Genomic DNA, 25,894 nt, shown 5'->3' with positions numbered 1-25,894 from the left:
CCACCTAGAAATTATCCCAATATTTTTTTATAACCTTCTACTGTTTTCTTTGCAGTGTTTTCCCATGTATAATTTTGTAATATTCTATTTTCTAATTTTTTATTGTATTCCGCATTATAAGCAGCAATTATACTTTTTCTAATACTTTCTATATTATTCGGTTCACAATAAAAAGCTAAATCACCAAAATACTCTTTGGTTGTCCCTCTATCAGTGACAACAATATTACATCTATTCATAGCTGCTTCTAAAGATACTAAACCTGGAGTATCATACCAACTCGGTAAAACATGAACCTTTGCCCTTTGATATAATTTACTTAGCTCTTCTTGATTCATTTCGTCCACAATTACTACATTTTCTCCTGAAGCTTCTTTTACGTTCTCATAATATTTTTTCTGAGTAGGGTGTGCCTTTCCAACTAAATAAACTTTATAAGGTAATTCTTTAACGGCTTTTACTAAATTAAGTTGATTTTTCCGTGGTTCGATTCTCCCAACGCATAATATTATTTCTCTATCAGTTTGGGGAATTTTATTAGGTGAAAATATATGAGTATCTATCGCATTGGGTACAACAACATATTCTGAAATTTGCTGGAGTTCCAATTCCTTTTTCAGTAGCGTTATTTCTCCCTCACCATTTGGTAAAAGAATATCAGAGTTTTGGACTATATATTTTTGTAAATTTTGAAAACCTTTCTGAATCACTAGTAATGTCCCTTTATGTTTTTCTCCGTCCAGATAATATCTATACATCGCTCTTATTTTTTCTATGCTTTCGTAACTGATAAGTTTATTAACAAATCTTCTTAATCCAATTTGAGCCAACTTTTCAAACTCTTCAGATTTCCAATATATTGTGGAGAGAGCGACCTTTTTATTTTGTCTTTTTGCATTTTCTACATATAATGCAGTTTCTTGAGGTCTTAATAAATTGAATATATGGACAATATCATAATCTGATAGATCAATATCAGGTTCGTTGATAATATCAATTTCTATTTCAGGATACAGCTTTTCTATAAATTCTTTTGTTTTTAATAACTGAACAGTATCCCCACCTCTGCGTTCAAACACATTTATTCTTGTTTGGAATAGGACTTTCAATGCCACTCCTCCTTTACTTTAACATTGATAGTTGATTCTATGAATCTTATTATTTCTTCCGCCTGGTTCCTTCTAGAATACTTTAGCTTATCTGAAAAATCATACTTTGTTTCTAATATTGCCTTCAACTTTCTACAAATATCCATAGGATTATGACTTGCACATTCCCCGTATTTTTTATTAACTAGTGAAATTAATTCATTGTCCTCTGTAACAGCAATGATTGGTTTACTTGCACCAATATATTCAAATGTTTTTCCAGGAATAGCAAAATCACTACCAGATTTGTGAGTAACAATTACAGATATATCACACTCTTTTAATACTTGAATTGCTTGGGAATGTGGTAATGTACCAATTACATTAACCTTTATATTTTTTGATTTTTGAATTTGATCAATTTCATCGTAGGCTTGATTATCAAGTACACCTACTATGTTAAAAACAATGTTTATCCCCGTTTCCTCTGCAAATAATACTAACCCTTTTATAAAGTCCCCTATGTTTCTTCCTTTATAAATTGATCCAACATGTGCTAAGGTTAATGCTTTTTTACAAGCCAAATTATTGTTATATTTACAATCTATAAAATTCTCATGATTATAACCATTTTTTATTAATTTTATATTCATTTCTTTTCTAATTAATTTAGAGTAATAATCTGCAATACCATTACTCAATGCTATGATGCCATCTGCATATTTACAAATTAATTTTTCTGCTTTTCTATATATAAACCTAGGATTCCCCTTTCCAATTGAATGGTTAATAATATCTCTAATTTCTATTACAATTGGAATTGAGGGGTAATGTTTTTTTATAAAATTCAATATATAAAGTCCATAGATATCAGGAATAGTTACCAAAACGCATTCAATTTTTTCTTCAGAAAAAAGTGTTGTTAGTTCTTGAAATAATTTTTTATTCTTTCTTTTAAATAGGGTATTACTATATTTAATGTTCCTCCAAACTTTAAGAACAAAGGGATTTCTAAGGAATTTTTCTATTTTCCCCTTTTTGTTTTGCTTGTCTCCAATTTGATTACTTAATTTAGTTTCAGTACTATAATATTTTAAATTCATATTTGCAAATTCACTGATTTGGCCACCATATTTCATATCATTGATAATATATAGGCAGTAGCTTTTATTAATATATCTCATGACTTCCGAAAATCGAACCGATGCCACCACTGGCTGACCCTCAATAAAATCAGATATAACTACAATTTTCTTCACAAGTGCAGCCTCCATTGCATCTATTTTATTTTTTCAATTATTCTAGCTGGACTTCCCACAACTGTAGAGTTTGGAGGAATATCCCTAACTATAACTGTATTAGCTCCAATTATAGAATTATTTCCAACCGAAACATCGCCAATAATTTTTGCACCTGCACCAATAAAAACATTGTCACCTATTACAGGTGCTTTTGTACTTTTACCTAATTCTCCAGGGTTAATCCCGATTGTTACTTGATGGTATATCACGACATTTCTCCCAATCTTTGCACCAGGATGTATTATTAATCCATTCGCACCATGACCGAGACTTAATCCTTCTTGTATTTCACATTTAGCAGGTATTTCAGCATTACAAATAAACTTAATTATTAATAAATCCAACATTTTATAACACGCTAACAAAAAGTGTTTTATGATTGGAAAAGTAAATTTACAATACACATAATTTCCAAATCGATAAATACACAATACTATAACACTTGTTATATTTGCATTGACATTAATGTCTCTTTTTATTTTTTTAAACATTCAGTTCACCCTTGAATTTAAAAAACTAATTAATCACATTCCTAATAATTTTAATGTTATCTCTGACCTGGTTTCTTAACAATATACCTGAATTAGTTATTACTCCATATACAAGCCAATTAATAGGGTTTGTGAAATATCCCCCTGCGATTTGATAAAATATAATAAAAATTAGTAATGGATAGGCAATTAATTTATAATTTTTTTCTACTTTCAACATGAGCTTTGCATTAAAAATTAAAATAAAAATAATCCCAAAAATCCCACTTTCCGCAATAAAATACATATAGGAATTTGCGATTATATCAACTAGGCCGAAACTAATATATTTGCTAGATATAACATCTGTATTAAGATTACCAAAACCAACTCCTAAAAAATTGGTATCTAAAAGCATTTGTTTCATAACATTAAAACTTACTGTAAAACGATAATTAAATGAACCATCTGATCCATTAAAAATATCATTAATTCTTAATACCAAATTATTATTACTCTTTATAGTCAAAATTACCGTTGTAATTGATAGTGTTAAAAATAACAATGTTAATAATAATCGTTTATATGAATTCTTTTTTATTATTAAAGCTATTAATAAAAGGGATAACAATAACGAAACAATCCCTCCTAAAGCTGAAGAAAACAAAATAATTAAGACATTAGTCAATAATAGAATAATATTTATAATCTTTTCTTTTAATAATGAGCTTTGAATAAAGTAAAATACAAGAAAAATAACAACTAATGAAGAATGAAACGATAACTCACTAGGTTCAAAATAAAATAATCTTAATCTTACTGGGGCATATGGGTTAACAAGGTCATTTAACCTCCATAATAAAGGTGATTTAACAACCAAACTAAACAAAAATAAAAATAGATAGGTAAAAGAAATAAGATATATAATTTTTTTAATTGATAATGTCCCAATCTGTAACTTTTCTTTTATATATATAAATAAGAATATATTTAAATAAATCTTAATAATATTAATTAGTAATCGATAAATTACAATATCGTCACTTAGTAAAATCTGTACAAGACCATAAAAAAGGATTAAGTAAAAATACTTGAATGACTTCATTAATATCCTTTGCTTCTTAAAAAAGGATAGAATTATTAGAATTGCAGAAAGCAAATAAAATAAATCAAAATTCCCACCAATAATTTCGTGAAAGATAAACAGCATTGATACAATAAAATTCATTTTATACCTCTTAGTACTCTAGGGAAATAAACACTTGCATTTAATCTATTTGCCCAATTTTATTTTTTAGCTAATTCAGTATATACATTTTTAAATTTATGAAATAGTTTTTCCCAAGAAAACAATTCTATAGTTTTCTCCTTTAATTCAGCTTCATTAAATTTTTTAGAGAGAACCTTCTTTATTTTTAGTCCCAAGTCTTCATTATTCTCTATAAAGGGATTAAATGATTCTCCTATATATATTGGACTATATATACTTTGAAATTCTTGAATAACTTTATCAAAACCTATTACTGGAGTACCAAAAGATAAAGCCTCAATGTATACCAAACCAAAACTTTCACTTCTGCTGGGTAGAACAAAGATATCACTTATAGCATAATAATCAATAATTTCACTATAGGGCATTGGTTTTAAAGGAATGACATTTCTTAAATTTTTATATTGGTTAAGGTATTTTAAACCATCATCATTTGAGATAATTATCAAAACCGTATTATCCTTCAAATAACTATCCTGAGATACACTTTCTAATAGAATATCTAAACCTTTTCTGTTAACAGGCTCGGAAACACCCGAAAATAATATTATTTTCTTATTTGCATTAATATTTAACTTTTCCTTAATGTTATTCTTAAATTTAGTGTCAAGTTCTTTTACTAAATAAGGGTTATAGATTTTTACAATATTCGTTGTATTTAATTTGTTTTCTTCAATTTTTAATTTTGCATATTCGGAAATGTAAATCACCTGATCAGCAGAAAAAGAATTATATATTACTGTTTCAATACTCTTTTCAAGGTCCCCCTGCCAAAAGCCATGATCAGTAACAACAATCCTAGGTCTGCTTTTTAATAATGATAGAGCTGTTGTACTTAGATTATGCAAAGAATGAATATGAACTACATCGTATTGTGAAACGATATTTTTCAATTTACTATAATGATAAAGGACTCTTAGCCTATCTTTAAGGCTCAAAAATCCAATTTCTTTAAATTTTTCTTTATCTACAGATAAATATCCAGATATAATTCTAAGTATCTTTAGATACTTACTATCTTCCTTATATAAGGATACTCCATCTACTCTACTTATTTTTTTTATACTTGAATATACGCCTACTCTATAATAATCTTTGGCCTTTAATATTAACTGTATGGAATGTGTTGCCACACCGCCATCCTCTTTACCCCCATATTCTTTTGGTAAACATGTAATATAAAGTATACTATCCATTTTTTCTCCCATTCTTTTGATTTATTGAACAGTTTGACTTTTATGTCAGGAAGCTTTATGCTCAATGTTTTTTTGAGCAACATTTATATATAACTTTTTAAAGAAAAAATTATATATAAATATTGTAATTAAATAGGTTATTGTGTTGGCTGCGGCAGCCCCAAACATCCCATAACTTCTTATCAATAAATAATTTAATATAAAGTTCAAAAATACCGAAATTACATTCATATAAAAATTTATATCTGAACGTCCTACACTCAATAATGTATTACCTATTGGGGAGTATAAACTCCAAAAAATAAAGCCCATTAATAGAATCTCAAAATATAGTACCGAATTGGAGTAATTTCTCCCAAAAACCAAAGGAATAATAAAAGGAGCAGTAGCTCCTGCAATTAATGAAATTAAAAGACATAAAAGAGTATTCCTAACTCGGTAATCCCTTAATGTTTTTTTAACTTCATCTACGTTATTTGAGAGCTTTGAAATTTTAGGTATCATTATTTGTCCTAGTGTAGAAGGAATAATAATCATTGCTGAAATAATAAGCTGTGCTATACCATAATATCCGATTTCTTTTGAATTATTCGTTAGAAAAGTTGCCATAATAATGTTCACATTTAACATTAGTTGGCCTAATAGGTTGGATCCAAATGCAAAAAGACCAATATTAAAAATACTTTTTAGCTTTGATTTAGTGATATTATATATATATTTAAAGTTTACTTCATTCCTTATAAATACAAGTATCCCTAAAAATGACACTAGGTTTAGAAAGATTAAGGAATAAATATAACCTTTGAAACCAAACCAAAAAGCAACAAGGGTACTTAATATCACTATAAAAATTTTTGAATATGACTGAATTATGGACATAATTTTTATTTTTTGTTGTGATTGGAGATACACAAAAATTAAATTCGTAAGATTAAAAATAGGAATTAGATATACATAATCCTTTAAAAGACTGTTTACTTTAATTATTGAGCTATTTACTAATAAATCTACAGCAAGAATTAAAATCATAGATGAGATAATTGTAAACAAAAAACTAATATTGAAAATGCCCTTTTGTTCATTTTCACTGATTTCCTCTGAACAAAGTTTCAAAACAGATGTGTTTAGTCCCAAAGAACCCACCAATACAAAAATCGTCAAATATGATTGTAATACTTTAATCGTACCAATATCATTTACACTTAATATCCTTGTAAGAAAAATTTGCCCTCCAAATGCCGATATTTGGATTAGAAGGTTAGCTGATAACAAATGTAGAAAACCAACCCTATTTGCAAGTTGGAATAAACCCCCGATTTTTCGCTTCGTAATATTCACTTGTACTTTCCTTCCATTAGTTATCCTTATCTCCCTAAATTATTTATGTTATTAAATAAATATTGGTTTTAGTAATTCTTAAGATTTAGATGCTGTAAAAGAAAATTATGCTTTCCTCTTTTAGTTCTCTCTATATTTCGAACTATCTGAATATCAACATCCAGCCCATCATTTGTAGCTATTTTCAATTTATTTACTATTTCAGATATATCCTTTTGATCAAGAATCTGTTGTTCAACTATTTTTACAATGATTTTCCCTTTTTCCATTTGCTCCAGCTGCATTGTTTGTATTTTGCTAAAAGCATAAAAATGTTGGGCAAAAATAAGCGCAGTTAGAGACACCTTAGCACCACTATGTGTAACAATTTGCTCTAGTTCTCTTCCTTCCAATCCTTTAATCAATCTATAGTTCCTACCACAACTACAATTTGAGAGACTATTAATAGCTATGTCACCTGTTTTATAACGTATAAATGGCATAACATAATTATTTAAATTTGTGGCTACAATTTCACCTTTTTCATTTTCTTCTTTAACTTGTTCATTATTGTCATTAATTAGTTCAACAACCCCATATTCACTTTGAATATGATAATAGTTATTTTTTTCACATTCTCCTGCAATACAACAATGCTCAGTATGTCCATAAAAACTAAAAACTCTTACTTTAAAAGCCTCTATAATATTAATCCTTTGAATATCATATAATTTCTCAGAAGCACATATGATACCCTTTAACTTATTTGCATGAATTGTCTTTCCGTTTTCTATTAAATATTTTGCTAATATATCTATCGAAGAAGGATAAGCCTGAATAAAATCCGGATTGAATTTTTCAATTAACGCAATATATTGACCTATATTTTCATCTGATAAATGGTACGATGATAAGATAAGATTTCTTCCGTTATATTCAGAAATACCTTTTTTAACATTATGGCCTCTCAATATTACAAAACGGCTGCATTTTCTTACATCATACCCTATTCTTTTCCATAGGTGAGTTGTAAAAGCCCATTCTCTAGATTTTGCAACTTTTTTGTCTTCGTAAAATCCTAATGGTGTACCAGAAGATCCACCTGTAGTTAAATATAACAAGTCCTTTTCGCTACAGTTTTTTGAAATTAAATCATCGATGTTTTCTCTTATAATGTCCTTTGTTAGATAAGGTAACTTTGTTAGATCTTTGAAAGACTTTATGTCATCTGGTTTTAAATTGCGCTCATCAAATATTTTTTTATAATAATTGACATTTTCATAAGAATATTTTAATAGGTTTTGTAATTGTTTTAACTGATACTCTTCATGTTGAAAGTTTGCTAATTTTTCACATGCTTCTAATTCATTGTAAACATTTCTAAATACTTTACCGTATCTGTAATAATCAGGAACTAAATCTCTAACAAATTTAAATGGCTGCAGTACTTCCTTAGGCAGCTTCTTTATATACTGTTTCAAGATAATCTCCTTTCTCTAAATAAATCTAATTTCTATAAAAAGTTGAGAATATTTCAGAATAGAAATCCCATTTTGAAAAAACTATTTAAAAGTATTAAATTTAGGTTTAACGTAAGCTCCTAATGTATATTAGAAACAATAAATCTATGTTTTGAATTTAATGGCTTATCAATTTGATCTACTAACTTAAGATTAATATTGATATCACTTCCAAGAATATTCTTTAATTCTTTAATTGCAAGATGCCCCTCAGATATATTGAAAAATTCGTTTGGAACTATTAACAAATCAATGTGACTATAAGACTTTTGTATTAACTGCATATCATTAAAATTTTTTATATAATCAAATGCGAATGATACAACTGTCGGGGAGTAGTACTCCCCACGAACTGTTACTATAAAGTCACCTGATCTTCCATCAATTTCTTTAACACTGGAATATAGCCCTCCACTCTTACATTGGAGGTTTTCTCCAGCTAAAGTTACCATATCCGATGTTTTATAACGAATTAGAGGAAAAGCATAATTGTTAAAGCCCGTACCAACAATTTCAGATAAATGCTCTTCTTTATTTTCTGATTTACGCTTATTATTCAAAAATTCGACAATTCCGTACTCCGGTATTACATGGTATAATTGACACTTTGGACAATATTCCATAAGAGCTAAACGCTCATTGTGACCATAGTAATCTATAACATTAACTCCAAATGCCTCTATTATTTCATCTCTTTGAAACTGATACATTTTTTCAGATGAACAAAAGATAGCTTTAAAATTACCAACTTTTCTAGATAATCCTTTTCCATTAATATATTTTGAAAATAAATAAATTAATGAGGGGTAAGCTTGTATATAGGGTGGATTATATCTCTCTATTACTTCTAAAATTCCATCGAAATTATTAACATTAAAATTTCGAGTATTAATTAGAATATGTTTCCTAAAAGGATTATATTGAAAAAGTTTATCATCATTTACAATGTTTCCACGCATTACAAGGCATCGTTGCCCATTATAACCATACTTCTCCCAAATTCGATCAAAAAATGCGACCTCTCTATTATTAGTAGTTTTAGTATTAAAAAAATGCAATGGACTAGATGTTGTACCACCTGTATTTATTGGGGTTAGTTTTTTATAATTAAAATTTTTAGCAATAAATTTTTCTCTATTCTCTTGAACAATTTTTTTATCAATTAAAGGTAATCTCTTTAAATCTCTCTTATCCTTTATATCCCCAACATTAATTCCATATGCATCAAATGTCTCTTTATAGAATAAGACGTTTTCGTATGCGTGTTTTACCAATAACTGCAATTGTTTCGATTGAAATTCCTCTATATGATTAGAATCCCAAGATTCGGAAATAGATAAAAAGTTTCGGAATTCTTGATATTCTTTACTTTCTAATAGATTTTTAGGAATAATTGATGCTGTGTACAATAATGGCATTTTCAGGCTAATTGGTAGTTCTTTCAAAGAATGTTTCATAAATTCACCTAATTAATCAAATATAATTTGAGTATTAAAAAGCACTGTACTACCTTCAGCTACGATTTTTTTGCTTTTTCTTTTTATTCCATAAGAATTTGATATGAAAATATCTTCAAGTTTAACTAAAGTAGCATCTTTAAAAATTATCTTTATCTTTATATTCCCTTTATATAGAAGAATATTATTGTTCTCTATATCAACTGACACATCTGGTGCAAGTACAAAATTAACTTTGTATTTTGGAATAATTACATCACCAAGCAAATAATCTAATATTATTAAAGAATTAGAGTATATATTTATATTTCTTTCATGAATGAGGCCACATTTATTCAAATACCCTTTATGATTACCCACAAATTGATTACTATTAAAGTCCTTGCATTCTGAAAATGTTTGCTCTTTCATAAAAAATAAAATATTTTCATTAAAATCATTTTGTTCAAATTTAGGAATTTCGATTGTATTATGCATTGTTGTACTTCGAAATAGGTTTCTCATTTTATAATCACTAGTATAAATAAAAGCACCAGGATCTATAAAAATATCATTACCATCTACATTTAGTGTAAAACTTAATTGATCATTATGACTATGAACTCCTTCTCCTCTGAACGAGTTCTCACCACAACGAATACAACAATATATTCTACTATTACGGAGAATGTAATAACCTGCGTCTGCAAAAGAATTAGATTTTAAAAATGGAGCATTAATTTTATTATGCCACTGCCCTGTTACCCATAAAGAATCTTCCTTATAATTAGACCCCATATACATAAAATCTTCTCGATTGAAGAATACCCCACCTACAGATAAAAGGTGTCTAAAATCATCTTTTAGCCAAGTACCATAATTGGAAAAAATAATCAATCTCCCATCATCTGCATCCCCAATAATTGGAGACTTTCCATTAGGTTGTGTAAGATGCATCATAAATTCACACATTTTTTCTAACCTATTAAGATATTCATTTGAAAACTCGATGTTATTTTTACAGCAAAAGACAGTCGTAATCAAAAATAACTCGGTGACAAGTCTATGATAGGATGTAGATGCTTCGTAATTTGTACCATCATTATTTACTTGAACATTCATTTCTTTTTCTAACTCATTTAATCCAAAATTTAACCAATGCTCGGGATTGTTTCTACCTATTATTTTAGAAATTTGGAATTTACCAAAGTATAGACCAAGCCAAACTAATCCAACGATATTAGACAAGTAATGATTTCCAGTATATTCGTCTTTATTTTCAAGATTTCTATATATATATTTTCCGTGGAGATAAAGGCTCTTGTTAAAATCTAACCAAAATCTTTTATTTATTACCTTAGAATCTTTAAAGAAAAAATATCCGGTAATCCAATTAACTGCTCTTATCGCTACATCCATTGCACATGTCCAATTAACAGACATTTCAATTGGATTTTTAATAATCCAATCTTTTATTTGTTCTTTAAATTCTTCTGCATATTTTTCATTTTTGGTTATCCAATATGCTTTTCCTAACGAAAAAATATGCTGAAACCTTGAAAGTTCCCAAGGGACTTTCACGTCAGCATTATTAGTAAGGTCTACTATATTTATGTCTTTGTAATAATTGTTTTCCCACACGAAGTCTACTTTAAAATCTTTATTCCAAGGTATCTCTTTACCTAAATTTACATCACCAGAACCTAGTAGATTAAATTGATGTTTACATATTTTATTTGCCTCATCAATTATTTGACGTTCTAGATTGAACTCAATTAATTTATTCCTATAATAATCCTTTTCTAAAGGATTAAACATGAATTTGAATTCAGGTTCGAAATTCACAAATAATTCCACATCAATATCAACTGGCATAAATTTAATTATATTTTTTCTAATAATATGATATGTGTTATCTGAAAGTTTCTGACCAATTTTTCGAGTAATAACTTTAACAGGCATATTTCTTAACTTATTGATTTTTTGCTGCAGTTCGCCCATGATGTCCTCCTAGTGTGTAACTAGAGACTTTATTCTGTTTGAATTTGGAAATATACCAATTGTATCAATAATAATTTTATCCATTAGTATCTCACTATCTATTTGCTTAAAATTATCGTGGCCAACTAAGAAGACAACAATATCTGAATTTTCAATAGCTTCAATGGTATTAGTAAATGTTAAATTAGACTTTCCTTTTAGAGCATTAGGTAATTCTTCTATATGAGGTTCAACAACAAATATTTCACCTTCAATTAATTGCGATAATTCACTTACAATTTCAACAGCAGGACTTTCGCGTAAATCATCAATATTTGGTTTAAAAGCTAAACCTAATATTGAAACCCTTGGCTTCTTTAATTTTTTTACTGCTTTAATAACTTTATTAATTACAAATTCAGGTTTTGAGTCATTTACTTTTCTAGCAGTATGGATTAGCTGTGACGTTTCTGGTGCAGCATCAACTATAAACCATGGATCAACAGCAATACAATGACCTCCTACTCCAGGGCCAGGCTGTAAAATATTTACCCGTGGATGATGGTTAGCTAGTTTTATTAACTCCCAAACATCTATATTTAATTGATCACAAATAAGTGATAGTTCATTTGCAAAAGCTATATTTACATCACGGAAAGAGTTCTCAGTGAGTTTAGACATTTCAGCAGTCCTAGCATTTGTTTTTAGTAATTCACCTTTTACAAACTTTCTATAAAAGAATACGGTCTTTTCGGTAGATTCTTCACTGATTCCACCTATAATTCTGTCATTCCATATCAATTCTTCTAAAATCTTCCCTGGTAGAACTCTTTCAGGACAATGAGCAATATAAACTTGATTACTTATTCCCTTTATATTTAAGTCCGGTCTTAATTGTTTAATCCATTCAGCAATCTTTTCAGTTGTTCCAACTGGGCTTGTAGATTCCAATATAACAATATTGCCTGATTTAATATAAGGAGCTATTGTTTTTGTTGCTGACTCTACATATGTTAAGTCAGGTTTATGATTATCCTTAAAAGGTGTTGGGACAGCAATAATAAACACATCCGAATTAACTGGGGTTGTTGATGCTACTAATAACCCATTTTCGACTGCCTTTTTTACTTTTATATCTAAGTCAGGTTCGTATATATGACTTTTACCACTATTTATCAATTCAACAGCCTTTTCATTTACATCTACTCCATGTACCTTAAAACCATGATCCGCCAACACGGCCGCAGTAGGTAAACCAATATATCCCAATCCTATAACACTCACTTTTTCCACATGAATTTCCTCTTTTCTTAAATCATTAATAAGCACTGTTGGGCAAAATCATAATTTTGATAGTTTTAAAAATAATTTTGATATCATAAATGAATGATCTTTCACTAAGATAGATTAGATCAAGTTCGACCATTTCTTTAAACCCAACATCATTTCTTCCACTAACTTGCCACAGACCTGTGCATCCAGGTGTTACTAGTAATCTTTGCTTTTCATAACTAGTATATTGTTCTACTTCTCTATGTAAAGGTGGTCTTGGGCCAACTAGACTCATATCACCTTTTAGTACATTAAAAAGTTGAGGAAGTTCATCGATGCTTGTCTTTCTTATAAATCGTCCAACTTTGGTAACTCTCGGATCTTCTTTCATTTTAAACATAGCACCGGAGATCTCATTATATTTTAGTAACTCAGCTAGCTTTTCTTCTGCATTAAAAACCATAGATCGGAATTTATACATTTTAAATTCCTTACCGTTTAATCCAACACGCTTTTGAGCAAAGAAAATATTCCCTTTTGGATCTTCTAATTTTATTAGAATAGCAATGACAATAAACAATAAACTTAAAAGAATAATTCCAAATAATGCACCTAAAATATCTATTAAACGTTTTGTAAAAAGATACGGCTTTTGATCATTAACCTTAACAGTTATCCTTTGTATTTCTAAATAATCAAGTTCCTGATTCGCAAAATTAGACAACATAAATCCCTCTTTCTCTCTATAACAATACCTTTTCTTTTTCAAATTTAGAGACTAATTCTTTCAAGTAAACTATCATGTCATCATGGAGGTCTTCATGTTGCATAGCAAATTCAATCGTTGTTTTTACAAAGCCAAACTTTTCACCCACATCATACCGCTTACCTTCGAAGTCATATGCAAAAACTCTTTGAATTTGATTTAGCTTTTGTATCGCATCTGTTAATTGTATTTCTCCCCCTGCACCTTTTTCTTGTCGATCTAGGAACATAAAGATTTCTGGAGTTAGTATATACCTTCCCATAATCGCCAAGTTTGATGGAGCAGTGCCTGGTTTTGGTTTTTCTACGAAATTGCTAACTTGATATCTTCTTCCCTCATTTGTAGATGGATCAATAATCCCGTATCGGTGTGTTTCTGCATCTGGAACCTGTTGTACTCCAATAACAGAGGAGTACGTTTCTTCAAATTGATCAATTAATTGGCGTAAGCAAGGTGTATCACTTTGAACAATGTCATCACCTAATAGAACTGCAAATGGTTCATTTCCGATAAAGTTTCTTGCACACCAAACTGCATGCCCTAAACCTTTTGGTTCTTTCTGCCGTATATAATGTATATCAGCTAAATTGGTAGAATATTGAACACGTTCCAAAATATCGTATTTCTCTTTCTCAACCAGGTTTTGCTCTAGTTCTAATGCGTTATCAAAATGGTCTTCAATGGCACGTTTTCCTTTACCAGTAACAATAATAATGTCTTCAATACCTGATGCAACCGCTTCTTCTACTATGTATTGAATAGTTGGTTTATCTACGATGGGTAACATTTCTTTTGGCATTGCTTTTGTAGCAGGTAAAAATCTTGTCCCTAATCCTGCAGCAGGAATGATTGCTTTTCTTACTTTTTTCATGGATTCTTCCTCCTATTATTATTTTGTTAATCTAATAAACTCTTTTCCCCATTAAAGCCCATGGGCAAAAAATAAATATCTAATGGAATTGCAAGTGCTTTCACACTTATTCTTTCATTAGATATTTATTGTTTTATTATTTATCGGGCATCTAACCCGTCCTCACATCATCCTTTTGACGACATGCGTCTAAGGATGGAAGTTAATCTTCCCTCCCACAGCATGATCGAGTGCCCCCATGGATAACGGACAGGGATGCCTCGCCGTTCAGGCCCTTAAGCCTAAGAAGATGTTTAATTGTTTGGGTCCATTCTCACCGGCTTAGTAGGTTAAAATATTTTAAAGAACTTCTTCTTTTTAATTCGTTCCGGTGTTTCTTTGTACACATGGTCACCATCAATAATTAAGGACGCATTTTCTTCAAATAAATACACCATTTCATTTCCATACCTTGATTTAATCGTTTCAAAAGCTTCTCTAATCTTGAACGTTCTGCTGCTCATATTATGAGCATCCGATGAAATCACATGAGTAAGGTTTGCTTCAATTAATTGCAGTGAAAAGTTTCTTACCTTTTTCCCAAAATCTCCGCAAACACTTGCTGCTGTAACCTGAGTTAGCACACCTTTTTCAACAAACTGGTAAAGAATATCCGGCTGCTCAATAATTTGCTGGTTTCGTTCAGGATGTACAATTACCGGAATAAGGCCTTTCATCTGCAATTCATAAAACAGCTTTTCAGAGTATCTTGGAACATGAGACGAGGAGAATTCTACTAACACATACTGTGTGTTATTAATTGGGAGAATCTCACCCGCCTCATATCCTTCAATCATTTCACCGTAGATTCGTGTTTCTTGACCTGGAAGAACATTTAGATTTATTTTTTCTTGTACTAATGCTCGATTTAACTCTTCAACTCTAGAAATAATTTTTTGTTTATTGTTTTCATATCGATTATTTAAATGATGTGGGGTAGCGACAATGGTATGAACACCTTGTTCAACGGCCTTTTTGGCCATTAAGATACTTTCCAATAAGTCCTTCGCCCCATCGTCCACTCCAGGCAATATGTGACAATGTAGATCAATCATACCCCACACCCTTTTCAAATAAACCGCTATTTTCCTACAACTTTATTATCGTACCACCGTCGAAAGTACTAGTAAACGGACGGATTTTGTCGAAACTTATTATTTTGAACCATAATAATAGTAATAATCATTATTCTTTAATTCTTTATGGTTGAGAACTACACCAAGAAGTTTACTTTGGGCATTTTGAAGTAATTCCTTACCCTTTTTCGCTTGGTCGATTTCAGTTTTTTCACTATAAACTACAAGAATCGATCCATCGCATTGATTTGCAAGTATTTGCGGATCCGCTACCGCTAATAAAGGCGGTGTATCAAAAATTATATATTCAAATTGTTCCTTTATTTCTTCCATAAATTGTTCCATAGATTTCGAGCTTAATAGTTCTGCAGGATTCGGCGGGACTGGACCACTTGTTAAAATATAAAGATCTTTCTCATCAGTATCAAGAACAGCACTCTCAAGTGTGGCTTGTTTCGTTAATACAGTTGTAAAGCCTTTTAGATTGTTAACACCAAAGGTATGGTGAACTGTAGGTTTGCGTAAATCAGCATCGACTAGTAATACTCTTTTTCCTAACTGTGCAAATGTTACCGCTAGGTTTGCAGCTGTTGTTGATTTTCCTTCAGCAGGCCCAGAAGATGTAACCATAATTGATCTGATTTCTTCATCAACAGAAGAATATTGGATACTAGTACGAATCGTTCTATATTGTTCAGAAATAGGTGATTTTGGTGCAATAGCAGTTATTAACTTTCGGCTTGCATCACTACTTGTTATTTTCTTCTTTTTAAGCGCCAATGGAATCACCTCTGTCCTTTTTCTTGCCTGCCGCATTACGTTTCTTTAATTCTTCGATCTTTTGATCATCTATTGTCGCAATTATGCCTAAGATTGGAAGCTCTAATATTTTTTCGATATCTTGCTCGTTTTTGATAGTATTATTAAAGTACTCGAGTAAGAACGCTAGTCCGACACCAGCCATTAAGCCAACAACAATAGCAATTGCTACATTTAATAATTTTCTTGGTTTTATTGGTGATGGATTTTCAGAAACATCTGCTTTTGCTAGGATACTTACGTTATCAACTTTCATGATGTTTGGAATTTCTTTTTTGAATACTTCTGCAGTTTTATTTGCTATATCTGCTGCATCTTCTGCTTTTGAATCCTGAACAGACAGGTTCACAACCTGTGAATCTTTTTCGCTTCCTACAGTAATCTTTCCTTTTAATTGAGAAGCTGTCATATCTAAGTGAAGCTCATCAATGACGATATCTAAGATAGCTGGGCTAGTGATAATAACATTGTAGGTGTTAATTAATTGAAGGTTGGTTTGTACTTCACCTGGATTGTACACTGCTTGGTCATTTTTCGCTTGGTTTACGAGAATCTGTGTTGAAGCTTGGTATATCGGGGTTAAGAAAATGTAACTTACAATTCCACTAATTAATCCGGCAATGACGGTTATCGAAACGATTAATAGCAATCGCTTTTTCAATGTCTCGAGCAACTCTTTTAAACTTATAGTCTCTTCCATTTCGTCCTCCTGAATACGTAAATACAAAACGTTATCTATTATATCACAATTTGTCACATTTTTATATTATTTGTAAAATATTTGTCATAAATAATGCTACATGAATTATTAAACAACTTTTTGTAAGAAATTTGAAGAGGAAATAGGAAATTGGAATATTTTTTCATTCGGGACTCCATCAATTGCGGAGTCTTCCACTAATATTATTTAATAGGTACACAAGTGTCCTATTAAACCACAATACACAGAATATCACCACTTACCATTTAGTGAATGCTTTCTGACAGGATTGTAAGAATTATGTCGTATAAGAGGTTATAGCTCTCAAGAGGGATGCAAAATTGTATTTATGTATAGGTAATAACAAATCTGTATATGGAAATTCTAATATTTATAGAGGTGGAGAATTTGCGATTATTACTTTTGGATGATGATGTGGTGATTGGGTCTTTTTTGCAGGAGATGTTACAAGAAGCATCCTTCGAGGTGGATTACTTTAATAATGCTAAAGATACCTATAATGCTGCGCTGGAAAACGAATATGACCTCATGATTTTAGATATAACGTTAGATCCTTATGCCCAACACGGCTTAATGCGTTCAGGTTTTGACGTTGCCAGAATGGTAAATGAAAAAAAGACGGTTCCCTATATATACCTTACCGCTAGAGCCGATCCGGCAGATATTACCCAAGGGCTGTATTCCGGGGCGGAGGATTATATTACAAAGCCTTATAATATCCCGGTGTTGATTGCAAAAATACAAACCGTGATAAGAAGATTACAAAATTCGTCTAAACCTTATATCAGTATATTGTCTTACAAAGATCTGACCATATCCTTAATCACTCGTCGGGTAACAGCAGGGGAACAATTGGTTCATCTAAGCCCTACACTATTCGACATCCTTGTATGCTTAGTAAAAAACAAAAACCATGCCGTTTCACGCGAGGAAATCGCCAAAGAAGTATGGGGATACGACGAAATATCCGATTCGGACAAAAACAAAATTGATGTCGCCATTAGGCGTTTACGCGAGACACTGCCCTCTGATTACATCCAAACGGTACGAGGGGTAGGATATCTCCTTGAAGACTAATGTATCCGATTCAAAACGTTTATCTGCCCGCCTGTCCATTCGGATTGCCTTCTTTATTACGATTATTTTCGTTGTCTTATCTTTCATCCGTACACCCTTTCTTCTGCTTTCTGAATTAGATAAGGTAGTGACCTATCGCTATCAGTGGCAAAATATGAAGGTTGAGACAGGACCGGATATCCTGGGCGTCCCAGATCGTGTGATGCCTCAAAAAATAAAAGATAGGCATTTCCAACTGTTGGCCGGAGATGTATATTGTATCGTTACCTACAACCGGGATACCCAAATGCTCTCCGAATACAATTCTAAGGCCAAACTTCATTTACCGGTGAATCAATCACACATGTCTTGTGGGGATGTTCCCATGACTCGAACTCCTCCATTTTTTCATGTACTCACTAACATGACGGTAGAAGGCTATCGGTTTTTATTAGGACACGGCTTATTTCAAATAAATAAAAACATCCATTTTGTAAAAGATCACGATCTTTATTTTACCTATGTAAGCAAATCGGTAGATGTACTTGGATTTCGCGGAGAAATTCGGACCTATGTGAATATTGAGTATGCCTACTTCCTGCGAATCAAAACCATTTTATTTCAATTGGTTACGGCCGTTTTCATGATTTATATAACAGCCTTTTTGGCAGCATATTTCGCTGCTAAAGATATTTTTAAACCACTACATACGGCCCTAAAAAAGTTAATCCATGTGAACAAAAATAATTTTCGTGAAAGAATCCCTTATCATTCAAAAAATAATTCCTATCTAAATCAATTAACCGATGAAGTGAATTTTATTTTAGAACGAGCGGAACAAGCAGTTCTCTCTCAACAGCAAAGCGCTCGGGAAATTACTCATCAAATCCGGACACCGCTGCAGTCGATTATGCATTCCGTTGATTATTTTCGCATGTTCGGATTTAAAAATGAAAAAAAGGTAGAAGAACGGCTCAATATTATCGCTTCCCAGGTTGAACGCATTTCTTCCATGACAGAGAAGATTATTACGTTGTCAAAATTACAAGAAATTGAAACAGAAAATGGGCATTCCTATAGTTTGTCCCGTCATATGATCGATTACCTTGATCGGAAAATGATGGATGACGAGAAGATTACTAATGAGATGAGCATAAAAGAGGGGATCTTCACCACCATTCCTTTTAATCACATCCTGCATATATTGGATTCCCTAATGGAAAATGCGGTGAAATATTCGTTTGAACCAAAATGGATTTATACTGGACTGGCTTCAGATGGTGCAAGTATTCAAATCACCATCAAAAATAGAGGCGTGGAAATACCAGAGGATGAATTATGTCTAATCTTTGAACATTCTTATCGTGGAAAAGCTGTCCAAAAAGATTCCGCCGGAACCGGATTAGGTTTAGCGGTCGTTAAGAGATTTGTGGAGCTGCACAAAGGCAGGACGGATGTTACTAGTAAAGATAATATCACTACCTTTGTCGTTACGTTGCCTAATAAATGAAACAACTAAAAGACTGGCTTATGTACAATAAGCCAGTCTTAATTAGGAAAAAATCTAGTTCTATTACGACTTTTCTACCGCTGCCTTTTGTTTTCGATACACCTTATTTTCCATAATGTGACCGAGGATACCCATCAGCAGTCCGAACACAATCCCGTTCACAACAGGATAGTCTAGAAAACGAAGTGCTGTAAGCTGCGTGATAAAACTGCCGTCATGCCAGAAAAGCCCGAAATCCATACCGATGACCAATCCAAGGAAGAAACCGGAGAAATAGGTTCGCATCGGGCCCTCTTTCCCTACGAGTTTTTCATTATTGGCCCTAGCGGCATTATAGGCCTGCCAGATGGCGTAACCATAAATCGATGGATAAAAAAGCCCCCAACGATAATTAATCGAATGATGAGAGGAATTCATATCACCCACAAAGGTAGTGATAAGGGATAGGTTTAAGTTTGCGTTTAAGTTCACGAGAAACTCCAAGGCGATCAGGGCAAAACCGACAAGATAATCCTTATTGTATAATTGGCCGAATCCCGGTAGAACCACCGACCACAACATCGCAGCATTGGGAGATTTATATTGTCGAGTTTGCCTCATTGTCACTTTCACCTCTAAATGGAATTATGTGACATATAATTTCTACAAATAATTGCCAAATTCCTCCTAATCCATAATTTTCGGTCATTAAGTCACGCCATTTTTCTACTACTTAGGCAGTAATTCCTATAGTACCAAAAAATTAAAATTTGATTTGAATTGTTGATATTACAACAATGCAAGCGGTTTCAATATTATAAATAGAAGAAACTCGGTTTTTATTTTAAAAAAAGCCTGTCGGACTTTACCGACAGACTTCTAACATATTATATATTTATACGACCATTAAATTTTTAAGATCCGCTTTTATATCTTCGATTAGTTTTTCCAGTGTCATTTCATTCTCATTGACGCCCTTTTCATATGCCTTTTTCACAATCTCTGAAAAATCGGCGATATTCGAGCTGTTTTTAACTTTCTGTTCCAATTTCGAATGGTCTCCTCCCTCTATCTATATTAGTTACATATTTTACTAGATTAAAGAATCAATGTAAATATATTGCCAGTTGATAATTGTGGAAAATATATGAATATTGTCGAAGGTTTGAAGATATCTATTTTTTCAAAATTTGGAAGTGTATTGAATTCTAGATTTGTTATAAAATTGAAATGTTACGAAAGTACTACTTCTCTGATAGGAAAGCGAGGATACAAGAGTTGTTTAGGATCATCTCTATCATCACAGCATTACTGTTATTTATTACTTCCGTTCCCATCCATCCTACATATGCAAACGGTGATGTCACAAAACCCGTGCTAGAAAGCATCCAGGTGGGTAAAAAGGAAGCCACGGCCGGCGATACCGTTAAAGTTAGTGTGAAGGCATCGGATGATGTCGGAATTAGCTGGATATCTTTGATGTACTCTTCAGCCATTTCAAAAAGAGTCATGTATGTTCCAGTCAATTACAATACGGAAACCAATGCTTATGAAGGAATTATTTCCATCCCAGAAAACTTTGAGTATGGAACTTTTGAAGTTGATAACCTAACAATCTATGACACGTCTGGGAATAGTAATACCTATGGCATGGCGACAGATACTCGGGATCAAGTATCGAATGGGGATTTTACCGTTAGCGGAACAACAGGGATTGATGTTCAGATGCCTGTGTTGGACAGTATTACTATCGATAAGAAGGAAGCAACGGTATCCGATACAGTGAATGTGAAGGTCAAGGCCTCAGATGATGTCGGGACTGATGCTGTTTCATTGACCTACCAATCTCCTTATTCTAAACGAGATCTCTTTGTTCCAATGACCTACAATCCACAAACGGACACCTATGAAGCCAGCTATGTGATTCCGAATGATACGGAATATGGAACCTTCAAAATAAAGGAACTTACTATCTATGATATTAAAGGTAATGGTCATACCTATACTAGTAATTCCGATCCCCAGTTGGAAGCTGGAGAATTTACCGTAAAAAGTGTAACTGGTGCCGATATTCAAAAGCCTGTGTTGGAGAGTATAAGTATCGATAAAACATCTGCGAATATTGGGGATACCGTTACAGTCAGCGTTAAGGTTTGGGATGATGTCAGCACAAGCAGTGTTTCATTAACCTATGAAAATTCTCTTTATCAAAGTTCTATTAGTGTTCCTATGAACTTTAATAATGAAACAAATGCTTTTGAGGGGAAAATTTTGATTACAGATGGAATGGACCCTGGAATGTTTACAATCTCACACCTTAGCATTTATGACTCTACAGGAAATGAAGCTGCCTATGGTCAAAATTCAGACTCTAAACTAGCTGACGGAGAGTTCAGGGTTATTACTGAAAAGAACCCGCCTACCCTTATTAGTTTTGCAGCAGGCGGTGGAATGGTAGAGGCAGGTGATTATGTAAGTTTTGCTGCTACTGCCTCAGATGATACACAGGTTGATAACATTATTTTTCATTATCTAACGCCCAGCCAAAAACAGGTAGATTTTGCACTATGGTCAGAAGATCATCGAGCATTTACTGTGAGTGATTGGAAGATTGATAATAAAACAGAAACAGGTAAATGGAAGCTCGATTCCATTGAAGTTGTTGATATTAATCAGAATAGGACTCTTATTAAATCGAGCGAAACGGATTTAAGCAAAGGCGATTTTACCGTCTTAAAACCGATCGAACCGATTAATAGTAAAATCGTATCCGGTTATGAATCCTGGTCCAATCAAACCATTAATTCGGATGTGTATATTGCGCCTGGAGCGCGCTTAACGATTAACGGCAATGTCACCATTAATGGGAATGTTTATGTCCTTGGCGGCTTCAGGAGCAACGGCGGCCTAAGAGTCACGGGCAGTGTGGTTGCTAATTCTATTGCATTTGGTTACTATACTCCCCTTAATGGACAAGCCATTTTTGTGGGGTCCAACACGATTGGCAGTTTGGTAGCCACGAACCGGATTATCAATAAAGTTCCTTTTACTCTATATGATACACCGCTTGTTCGAAGCGGCGGCAACGTGAATTTATCCGGCGCCACCCTTCCGTTTGTCGCCATGGAAATCAATGGCCAGAGCATTCCCTTAAGAGCTAACGGAACCTTCCGATTGGATGATTTTAATGTAGGAAATAGCGATAAGCTAAGTGTCAAACTAACAGATTTGAGCGGAAATAGTTATTACTATTCCTATGAAATTGCGGAAATCTATGTAGACGATATTACAAAAAACTCGCAAACGATTACTGGCAAGACCGCCGCAGATTCTAGTGTGAGAATCTTAGAAAATGATAGAGTCATTGGGGATGGAACGGCTGATGATCAAGGATATTTTTCCATTCCTGTTAGCAATCTAGTAGAAAACACCAAACTGACTTTTGAGGTGAGAGATTCCAATAACCAACTCCTAACTTCAAAGGATATTTTTGTAAGAGATATTACCGCACCTGAAATGCCTGCCGTGAATACTGTTACGGACAAAGCTACGGTTGTGTCCGGTAAGGCCGAGGCTGGATCTACTGTTGTGGTGAAGAAAAACGGCTCAGAAATTGGTAAAGCAGTTACGGCTGAGGATGAAACGTTTACCATCGACATTCCGTTACAAAAGGCCGGCAGCGAATTGCTCATTACTGCTGTTGACAAAGCAGGAAATGTCGGTGAAGCGGCGACTGTAGTTGTTGAAGACGTCACAGCACCAGAAAAGCCTGTAGTGAAAAATGTGAAAGAAAACGCAACGACGGTTACCGGTTCAGCTGAACCAGGAGCCAAAATTGAGGTTGCAGTACAAGACTCAATCATTGGTGAAAGTACCGTGGATGAATCCGGGAAATTCATCGTTTCGATTCCAGCCCAAAAACTAGGGACATCCTTAACTGTTACAGCGGTCGATCATGCCGGAAACCGCAGTGAGACTGCAACGGTTGTTGTAAAAGACGGGACTGCTCCGGAAAAACCGATTGTTGATGAAGTAACAGACAAGGATTTGAAGGTAACGGGCAAGGCGGAAGCTGGTTCCACTGTTTTTCTTCGAGATAAGGAAGGAAATGTTCTCGGAACAGCTGCAGCAGAATCAGATGGTACCTTTACGGTTCCCCTCATGAATGCTCCTAGCGCTGGAGCAGAATTGTCGGTAACCTCGGTTGACCAGGATGATAATGTCAGCGAACCGGCCATTGTGATGGTGAAGGACGTTACGCCTCCATCTAAACCTGTTGTCAATGAAGTGACCGATAAGGATACGGCTGTAAGCGGCCGTGCGGAAGCTGGCACCAAAGTTGAAGTCTCTTTGGCTGGGGAAATGATTGGATCAGGAATAGCTGGGGATGATGGCCATTTTTCCATTGGTATCCCCGTTCAGCAAGCAGGCACCACTTTAAAAATTACGTCAGCTGACAAGGCTGGTAATGTGAGTGAAGAGTCCGTTGTCGTCGTAAAAGATGTGACCGCACCTGGTAAGCCGTTTGTTAATGAAGTGACGGATATGGATGACACCGTGACAGGTTCGGCTGAGGCTGGTTCTCTAGTCGAGGTTTGGAATGGTACTCAACGGATTGGCTCTAATGAAGCGGATGCGGATGGCTCTTTCAATGTTGCTATCAAGGCCCTAGCCGCCGATACGAAATTAACGATTACAGCAAAGGACACGGCTGGCAACGTAAGTGAAGCCACTGCTGTCATGGTTAAGGATGTGACTGCTCCTAGTAAGCCGGTTGTAACAGAAGCAACCGATGCAGCTAACATTGTCATCGGATCCGCCGAAGCTGGATCGAAGGTTGAAGTTTCAAAGGATGGCAGTGTAATTGGCAATGCTGTTGCCGGATTTAATGGAAGCTTTACCGTCAATCTGTCTATTATCGTTAAGGCTGGTACTACCTTATCCGTTACAGCGACTGATAAGGCCGGAAATGTCAGTAATGCAGCCGTTGTGATGGTGAAGGATGTCATCCCTCCTGCCGACCTTTCTGTCCATGAGGTAACGGATAAGGATGATGCCGTTACAGGCAGCTCCGAACCTGGCACCAAGGTAATTGTTAGTTTATTGCAGGATGGGACTGAAATTGGCTCAGCTATTACGGATGAAAAAGGAAATTTCTCAGTTAAAATCCCTGTTCAGCAAGCTGGAACAAGCTTACAGATTTATGCTTTAGACGATGCTGGAAACCGCAGTAATACAAGTACTATCACGGTCAAGGATGTAACAATTCCTGCCATGCCAGTTGTCAATGAAGTGAGCGACCAAGATTATGCTGTCAGGGGTACGGGTGAGGCGAATACGACCGTGAAAGTCTGGTTAAACGGCTCGCTGATTGGCTCCGATTATGTCACAGGAGACGGGACATTTTTCGTTCGAATTCCAGAACAAAATGCGGGGACTGAATTGCTAGTTACATTAACCGACCGAGTGGGTCATGTCAGCGAGGCTGCCAAGGTGATTGTAAAAGATGGTATTCCACCTAAGGAGGCAATCGTAAATGAAGTATCGAATCGCGATACGACTGTTGCTGGTCAAGCAGAAGCAAATGCTCGAGTAGAGGTAAAGAATTCAGAAGGTGCCTTGCTCGGTGCTGCTACAGCTGGATCGGATGGAAAGTTTGCGGTCACAATCCCTGTTCAAGCTTATGCCACTGAATTACTGATTACGGTTGTGGACGCGGCCGGTAATGTCAGTGAAGCTGTTTCCGTAACAGTTGGTAAAGCAAAGCTTGCAGGCTGGTATAAAGAGAATGGTTTCTGGTATTACTATGACCCTGTAACGTACGATCTTCAACTCGGCTGGTTTAAAGTCGGCAGCAGCAAGTTTTATGCAGATGGCTATGGCAAGATGCAGACAGGCTGGCAAAAAATTGGCCCTGCCTGGTATTACTTTGGGACAAGCGGCGTGATGGCGACGGGCTGGGTGAAAGTCGGAACCGCCTGGTATTTCTTCGGCAGCAGCGGTGCTATGCAAACAGGCTGGATGAAGAGCGGCTCGTCTTGGTATTACTTTGGCACCAGCGGGGCAATGAAAGTCGGCTGGTTACAGAGCGGTTCAACCTGGTATTACTTTATGTCCTCCGGCGCCATGGCCACCGGCACGATCAAAATCGGCGGCTCGTCTTATTATTTTGATAAGAACGGGGTTTGGAGGAAATAGCTCTTTGCT

General features: G+C 34.0%; 20 protein-coding genes. 3 read left to right on the top strand and 17 right to left on the bottom strand.

Annotated elements, in window-relative coordinates; genetic code table 11:
• Window positions 1–11: 11 nt before the first annotated feature.
• The 15 genes from PH210_RS23720 to PH210_RS23650 all read right to left on the bottom strand — a co-directional run bounded on the left by PH210_RS23720 (window position 12) and on the right by PH210_RS23650 (window position 17,121).
• Window positions 12–1,109 carry a glycosyltransferase gene (locus PH210_RS23720; protein WP_289988850.1) on the bottom strand — a complete coding sequence of 366 codons (1,098 nt, stop codon included), beginning with the start codon at window positions 1,107–1,109 and terminating at the stop codon, window positions 12–14.
• Window positions 1,106–2,347 (bottom strand): glycosyltransferase family protein, encoded by a 1,242-nt coding sequence (locus tag PH210_RS23715; RefSeq protein WP_289988849.1) that lies wholly within the window; start codon window positions 2,345–2,347, stop codon window positions 1,106–1,108. The genes PH210_RS23720 and PH210_RS23715 overlap by 4 nt, the downstream gene beginning before the upstream one ends.
• A 20-nt stretch (window positions 2,348–2,367) precedes the next feature.
• Window positions 2,368–2,880: a serine O-acetyltransferase gene (locus tag PH210_RS23710; protein WP_289988848.1), complete on the bottom strand. Its 513-nt coding sequence runs from the start codon at window positions 2,878–2,880 to the stop codon at window positions 2,368–2,370.
• Window positions 2,881–2,905: 25 nt separating this feature from the next.
• Window positions 2,906–4,087, bottom strand: a complete 1,182-nt coding sequence (locus tag PH210_RS23705; protein ID WP_289988847.1) for an O-antigen ligase family protein — start codon at window positions 4,085–4,087, stop codon at window positions 2,906–2,908.
• Between the two features lie 59 nt (window positions 4,088–4,146).
• Window positions 4,147–5,325, bottom strand: coding sequence for a glycosyltransferase family 4 protein (locus PH210_RS23700; protein WP_289988846.1), 1,179 nt, complete (start codon window positions 5,323–5,325; stop codon window positions 4,147–4,149).
• A gap of 45 nt (window positions 5,326–5,370) precedes the next feature.
• On the bottom strand, window positions 5,371–6,663 hold the full coding sequence (locus tag PH210_RS23695; protein WP_289988845.1) for an oligosaccharide flippase family protein: 1,293 nt from the start codon (window positions 6,661–6,663) through the stop codon (window positions 5,371–5,373).
• 68 nt (window positions 6,664–6,731) lie between these two features.
• Window positions 6,732–8,123, bottom strand: a complete 1,392-nt coding sequence (locus PH210_RS23690; protein ID WP_289988844.1) for a phenylacetate--CoA ligase family protein — start codon at window positions 8,121–8,123, stop codon at window positions 6,732–6,734.
• A 119-nt stretch (window positions 8,124–8,242) separates the two neighbouring features.
• A complete protein-coding gene (locus PH210_RS23685) occupies window positions 8,243–9,619 on the bottom strand; it encodes a phenylacetate--CoA ligase family protein (protein WP_289988843.1) in 1,377 nt (458 codons plus the stop codon).
• 12 nt (window positions 9,620–9,631) lie between these two features.
• Complete coding sequence (locus tag PH210_RS23680; RefSeq protein ID WP_289988842.1) at window positions 9,632–11,599, bottom strand: alginate lyase family protein; 1,968 nt, start codon at window positions 11,597–11,599, stop codon at window positions 9,632–9,634.
• Between the two features lie 9 nt (window positions 11,600–11,608).
• Window positions 11,609–12,871, bottom strand: a complete 1,263-nt coding sequence (gene wecC / locus PH210_RS23675; protein WP_289988841.1) for a UDP-N-acetyl-D-mannosamine dehydrogenase — start codon at window positions 12,869–12,871, stop codon at window positions 11,609–11,611.
• Between the two features lie 25 nt (window positions 12,872–12,896).
• Window positions 12,897–13,577 carry a sugar transferase gene (locus tag PH210_RS23670; protein ID WP_483312142.1) on the bottom strand — a complete coding sequence of 227 codons (681 nt, stop codon included), beginning with the start codon at window positions 13,575–13,577 and terminating at the stop codon, window positions 12,897–12,899.
• A gap of 16 nt (window positions 13,578–13,593) precedes the next feature.
• The gene (gene galU / locus PH210_RS23665; RefSeq protein ID WP_289988840.1) at window positions 13,594–14,487 is read right to left on the bottom strand and encodes a UTP--glucose-1-phosphate uridylyltransferase GalU; all 894 of its coding nucleotides are present in this window, start codon (window positions 14,485–14,487) and stop codon (window positions 13,594–13,596) included.
• A gap of 329 nt (window positions 14,488–14,816) precedes the next feature.
• On the bottom strand, window positions 14,817–15,581 hold the full coding sequence (locus PH210_RS23660) for a tyrosine-protein phosphatase (RefSeq protein ID WP_289988839.1): 765 nt from the start codon (window positions 15,579–15,581) through the stop codon (window positions 14,817–14,819).
• Window positions 15,582–15,680: 99 nt separating this feature from the next.
• The gene (locus PH210_RS23655) at window positions 15,681–16,382 is read right to left on the bottom strand and encodes a CpsD/CapB family tyrosine-protein kinase (RefSeq protein ID WP_289988891.1); all 702 of its coding nucleotides are present in this window, start codon (window positions 16,380–16,382) and stop codon (window positions 15,681–15,683) included.
• Entirely contained in the window at window positions 16,372–17,121 is a 750-nt protein-coding gene (locus tag PH210_RS23650; RefSeq protein WP_289988838.1) for a YveK family protein, read from the bottom strand. The genes PH210_RS23655 and PH210_RS23650 overlap by 11 nt, the downstream gene beginning before the upstream one ends.
• A 408-nt stretch (window positions 17,122–17,529) precedes the next feature.
• Here PH210_RS23650 and PH210_RS23645 point away from each other — a divergent pair, with 408 nt between their 5' ends.
• Both PH210_RS23645 and PH210_RS23640 read left to right on the top strand, forming a co-directional pair.
• The gene (locus tag PH210_RS23645; protein WP_289988837.1) at window positions 17,530–18,219 is read left to right on the top strand and encodes a response regulator transcription factor; all 690 of its coding nucleotides are present in this window, start codon (window positions 17,530–17,532) and stop codon (window positions 18,217–18,219) included.
• The gene (locus tag PH210_RS23640) at window positions 18,209–19,708 is read left to right on the top strand and encodes a sensor histidine kinase (RefSeq protein ID WP_289988836.1); all 1,500 of its coding nucleotides are present in this window, start codon (window positions 18,209–18,211) and stop codon (window positions 19,706–19,708) included. Before PH210_RS23645 ends, PH210_RS23640 begins: the two co-directional genes overlap by 11 nt.
• A gap of 63 nt (window positions 19,709–19,771) precedes the next feature.
• Here PH210_RS23640 and PH210_RS23635 read toward each other — a convergent pair whose 3' ends face one another.
• Window positions 19,772–20,308: a hypothetical protein gene (locus tag PH210_RS23635; protein WP_289988835.1), complete on the bottom strand. Its 537-nt coding sequence runs from the start codon at window positions 20,306–20,308 to the stop codon at window positions 19,772–19,774.
• A gap of 274 nt (window positions 20,309–20,582) precedes the next feature.
• Window positions 20,583–20,735 carry a YwzD family small protein gene (locus tag PH210_RS23630; protein WP_289988834.1) on the bottom strand — a complete coding sequence of 51 codons (153 nt, stop codon included), beginning with the start codon at window positions 20,733–20,735 and terminating at the stop codon, window positions 20,583–20,585.
• 230 nt (window positions 20,736–20,965) lie between these two features.
• On the opposite strand from PH210_RS23630, the gene PH210_RS23625 reads away from it, so the two are divergent.
• Window positions 20,966–25,885, top strand: a complete 4,920-nt coding sequence (locus PH210_RS23625) for an Ig-like domain-containing protein (protein WP_289988833.1) — start codon at window positions 20,966–20,968, stop codon at window positions 25,883–25,885.
• Window positions 25,886–25,894: the final 9 nt, after the last annotated feature.

Source organism: Paenibacillus sp. BSR1-1 (genome assembly GCF_030403775.1).
Lineage (GTDB): Bacteria > Bacillota > Bacilli > Bacillales > Cytobacillaceae > Neobacillus.
Note: the sequence above shows the minus strand (reverse complement) of the source record. Positions and strands in the feature narration are given on the sequence as shown.

Excerpts from the sequence above, each read along its gene's own strand:
- PH210_RS23680 (WP_289988842.1), bottom strand. The coding sequence starts at position 11,599 with ATGGGCGAACTGCAGCAAAAAATCAATAAGTTAAGAAATATGCCTGTT.
- PH210_RS23635 (WP_289988835.1), bottom strand. The coding sequence starts at position 20,308 with ATGAGGCAAACTCGACAATATAAATCTCCCAATGCTGCGATGTTGTGG.
- PH210_RS23670 (WP_483312142.1), bottom strand. The coding sequence starts at position 13,577 with ATGTTGTCTAATTTTGCGAATCAGGAACTTGATTATTTAGAAATACAA.
- PH210_RS23685 (WP_289988843.1), bottom strand. The coding sequence starts at position 9,619 with ATGAAACATTCTTTGAAAGAACTACCAATTAGCCTGAAAATGCCATTA.
- PH210_RS23700 (WP_289988846.1), bottom strand. The coding sequence starts at position 5,325 with ATGGATAGTATACTTTATATTACATGTTTACCAAAAGAATATGGGGGT.
- PH210_RS23705 (WP_289988847.1), bottom strand. The coding sequence starts at position 4,087 with ATGAATTTTATTGTATCAATGCTGTTTATCTTTCACGAAATTATTGGT.
- PH210_RS23650 (WP_289988838.1), bottom strand. The coding sequence starts at position 17,121 with ATGGAAGAGACTATAAGTTTAAAAGAGTTGCTCGAGACATTGAAAAAG.
- galU (WP_289988840.1), bottom strand. The coding sequence starts at position 14,487 with ATGAAAAAAGTAAGAAAAGCAATCATTCCTGCTGCAGGATTAGGGACA.
- PH210_RS23710 (WP_289988848.1), bottom strand. The coding sequence starts at position 2,880 with ATGTTTAAAAAAATAAAAAGAGACATTAATGTCAATGCAAATATAACA.
- PH210_RS23660 (WP_289988839.1), bottom strand. The coding sequence starts at position 15,581 with ATGATTGATCTACATTGTCACATATTGCCTGGAGTGGACGATGGGGCG.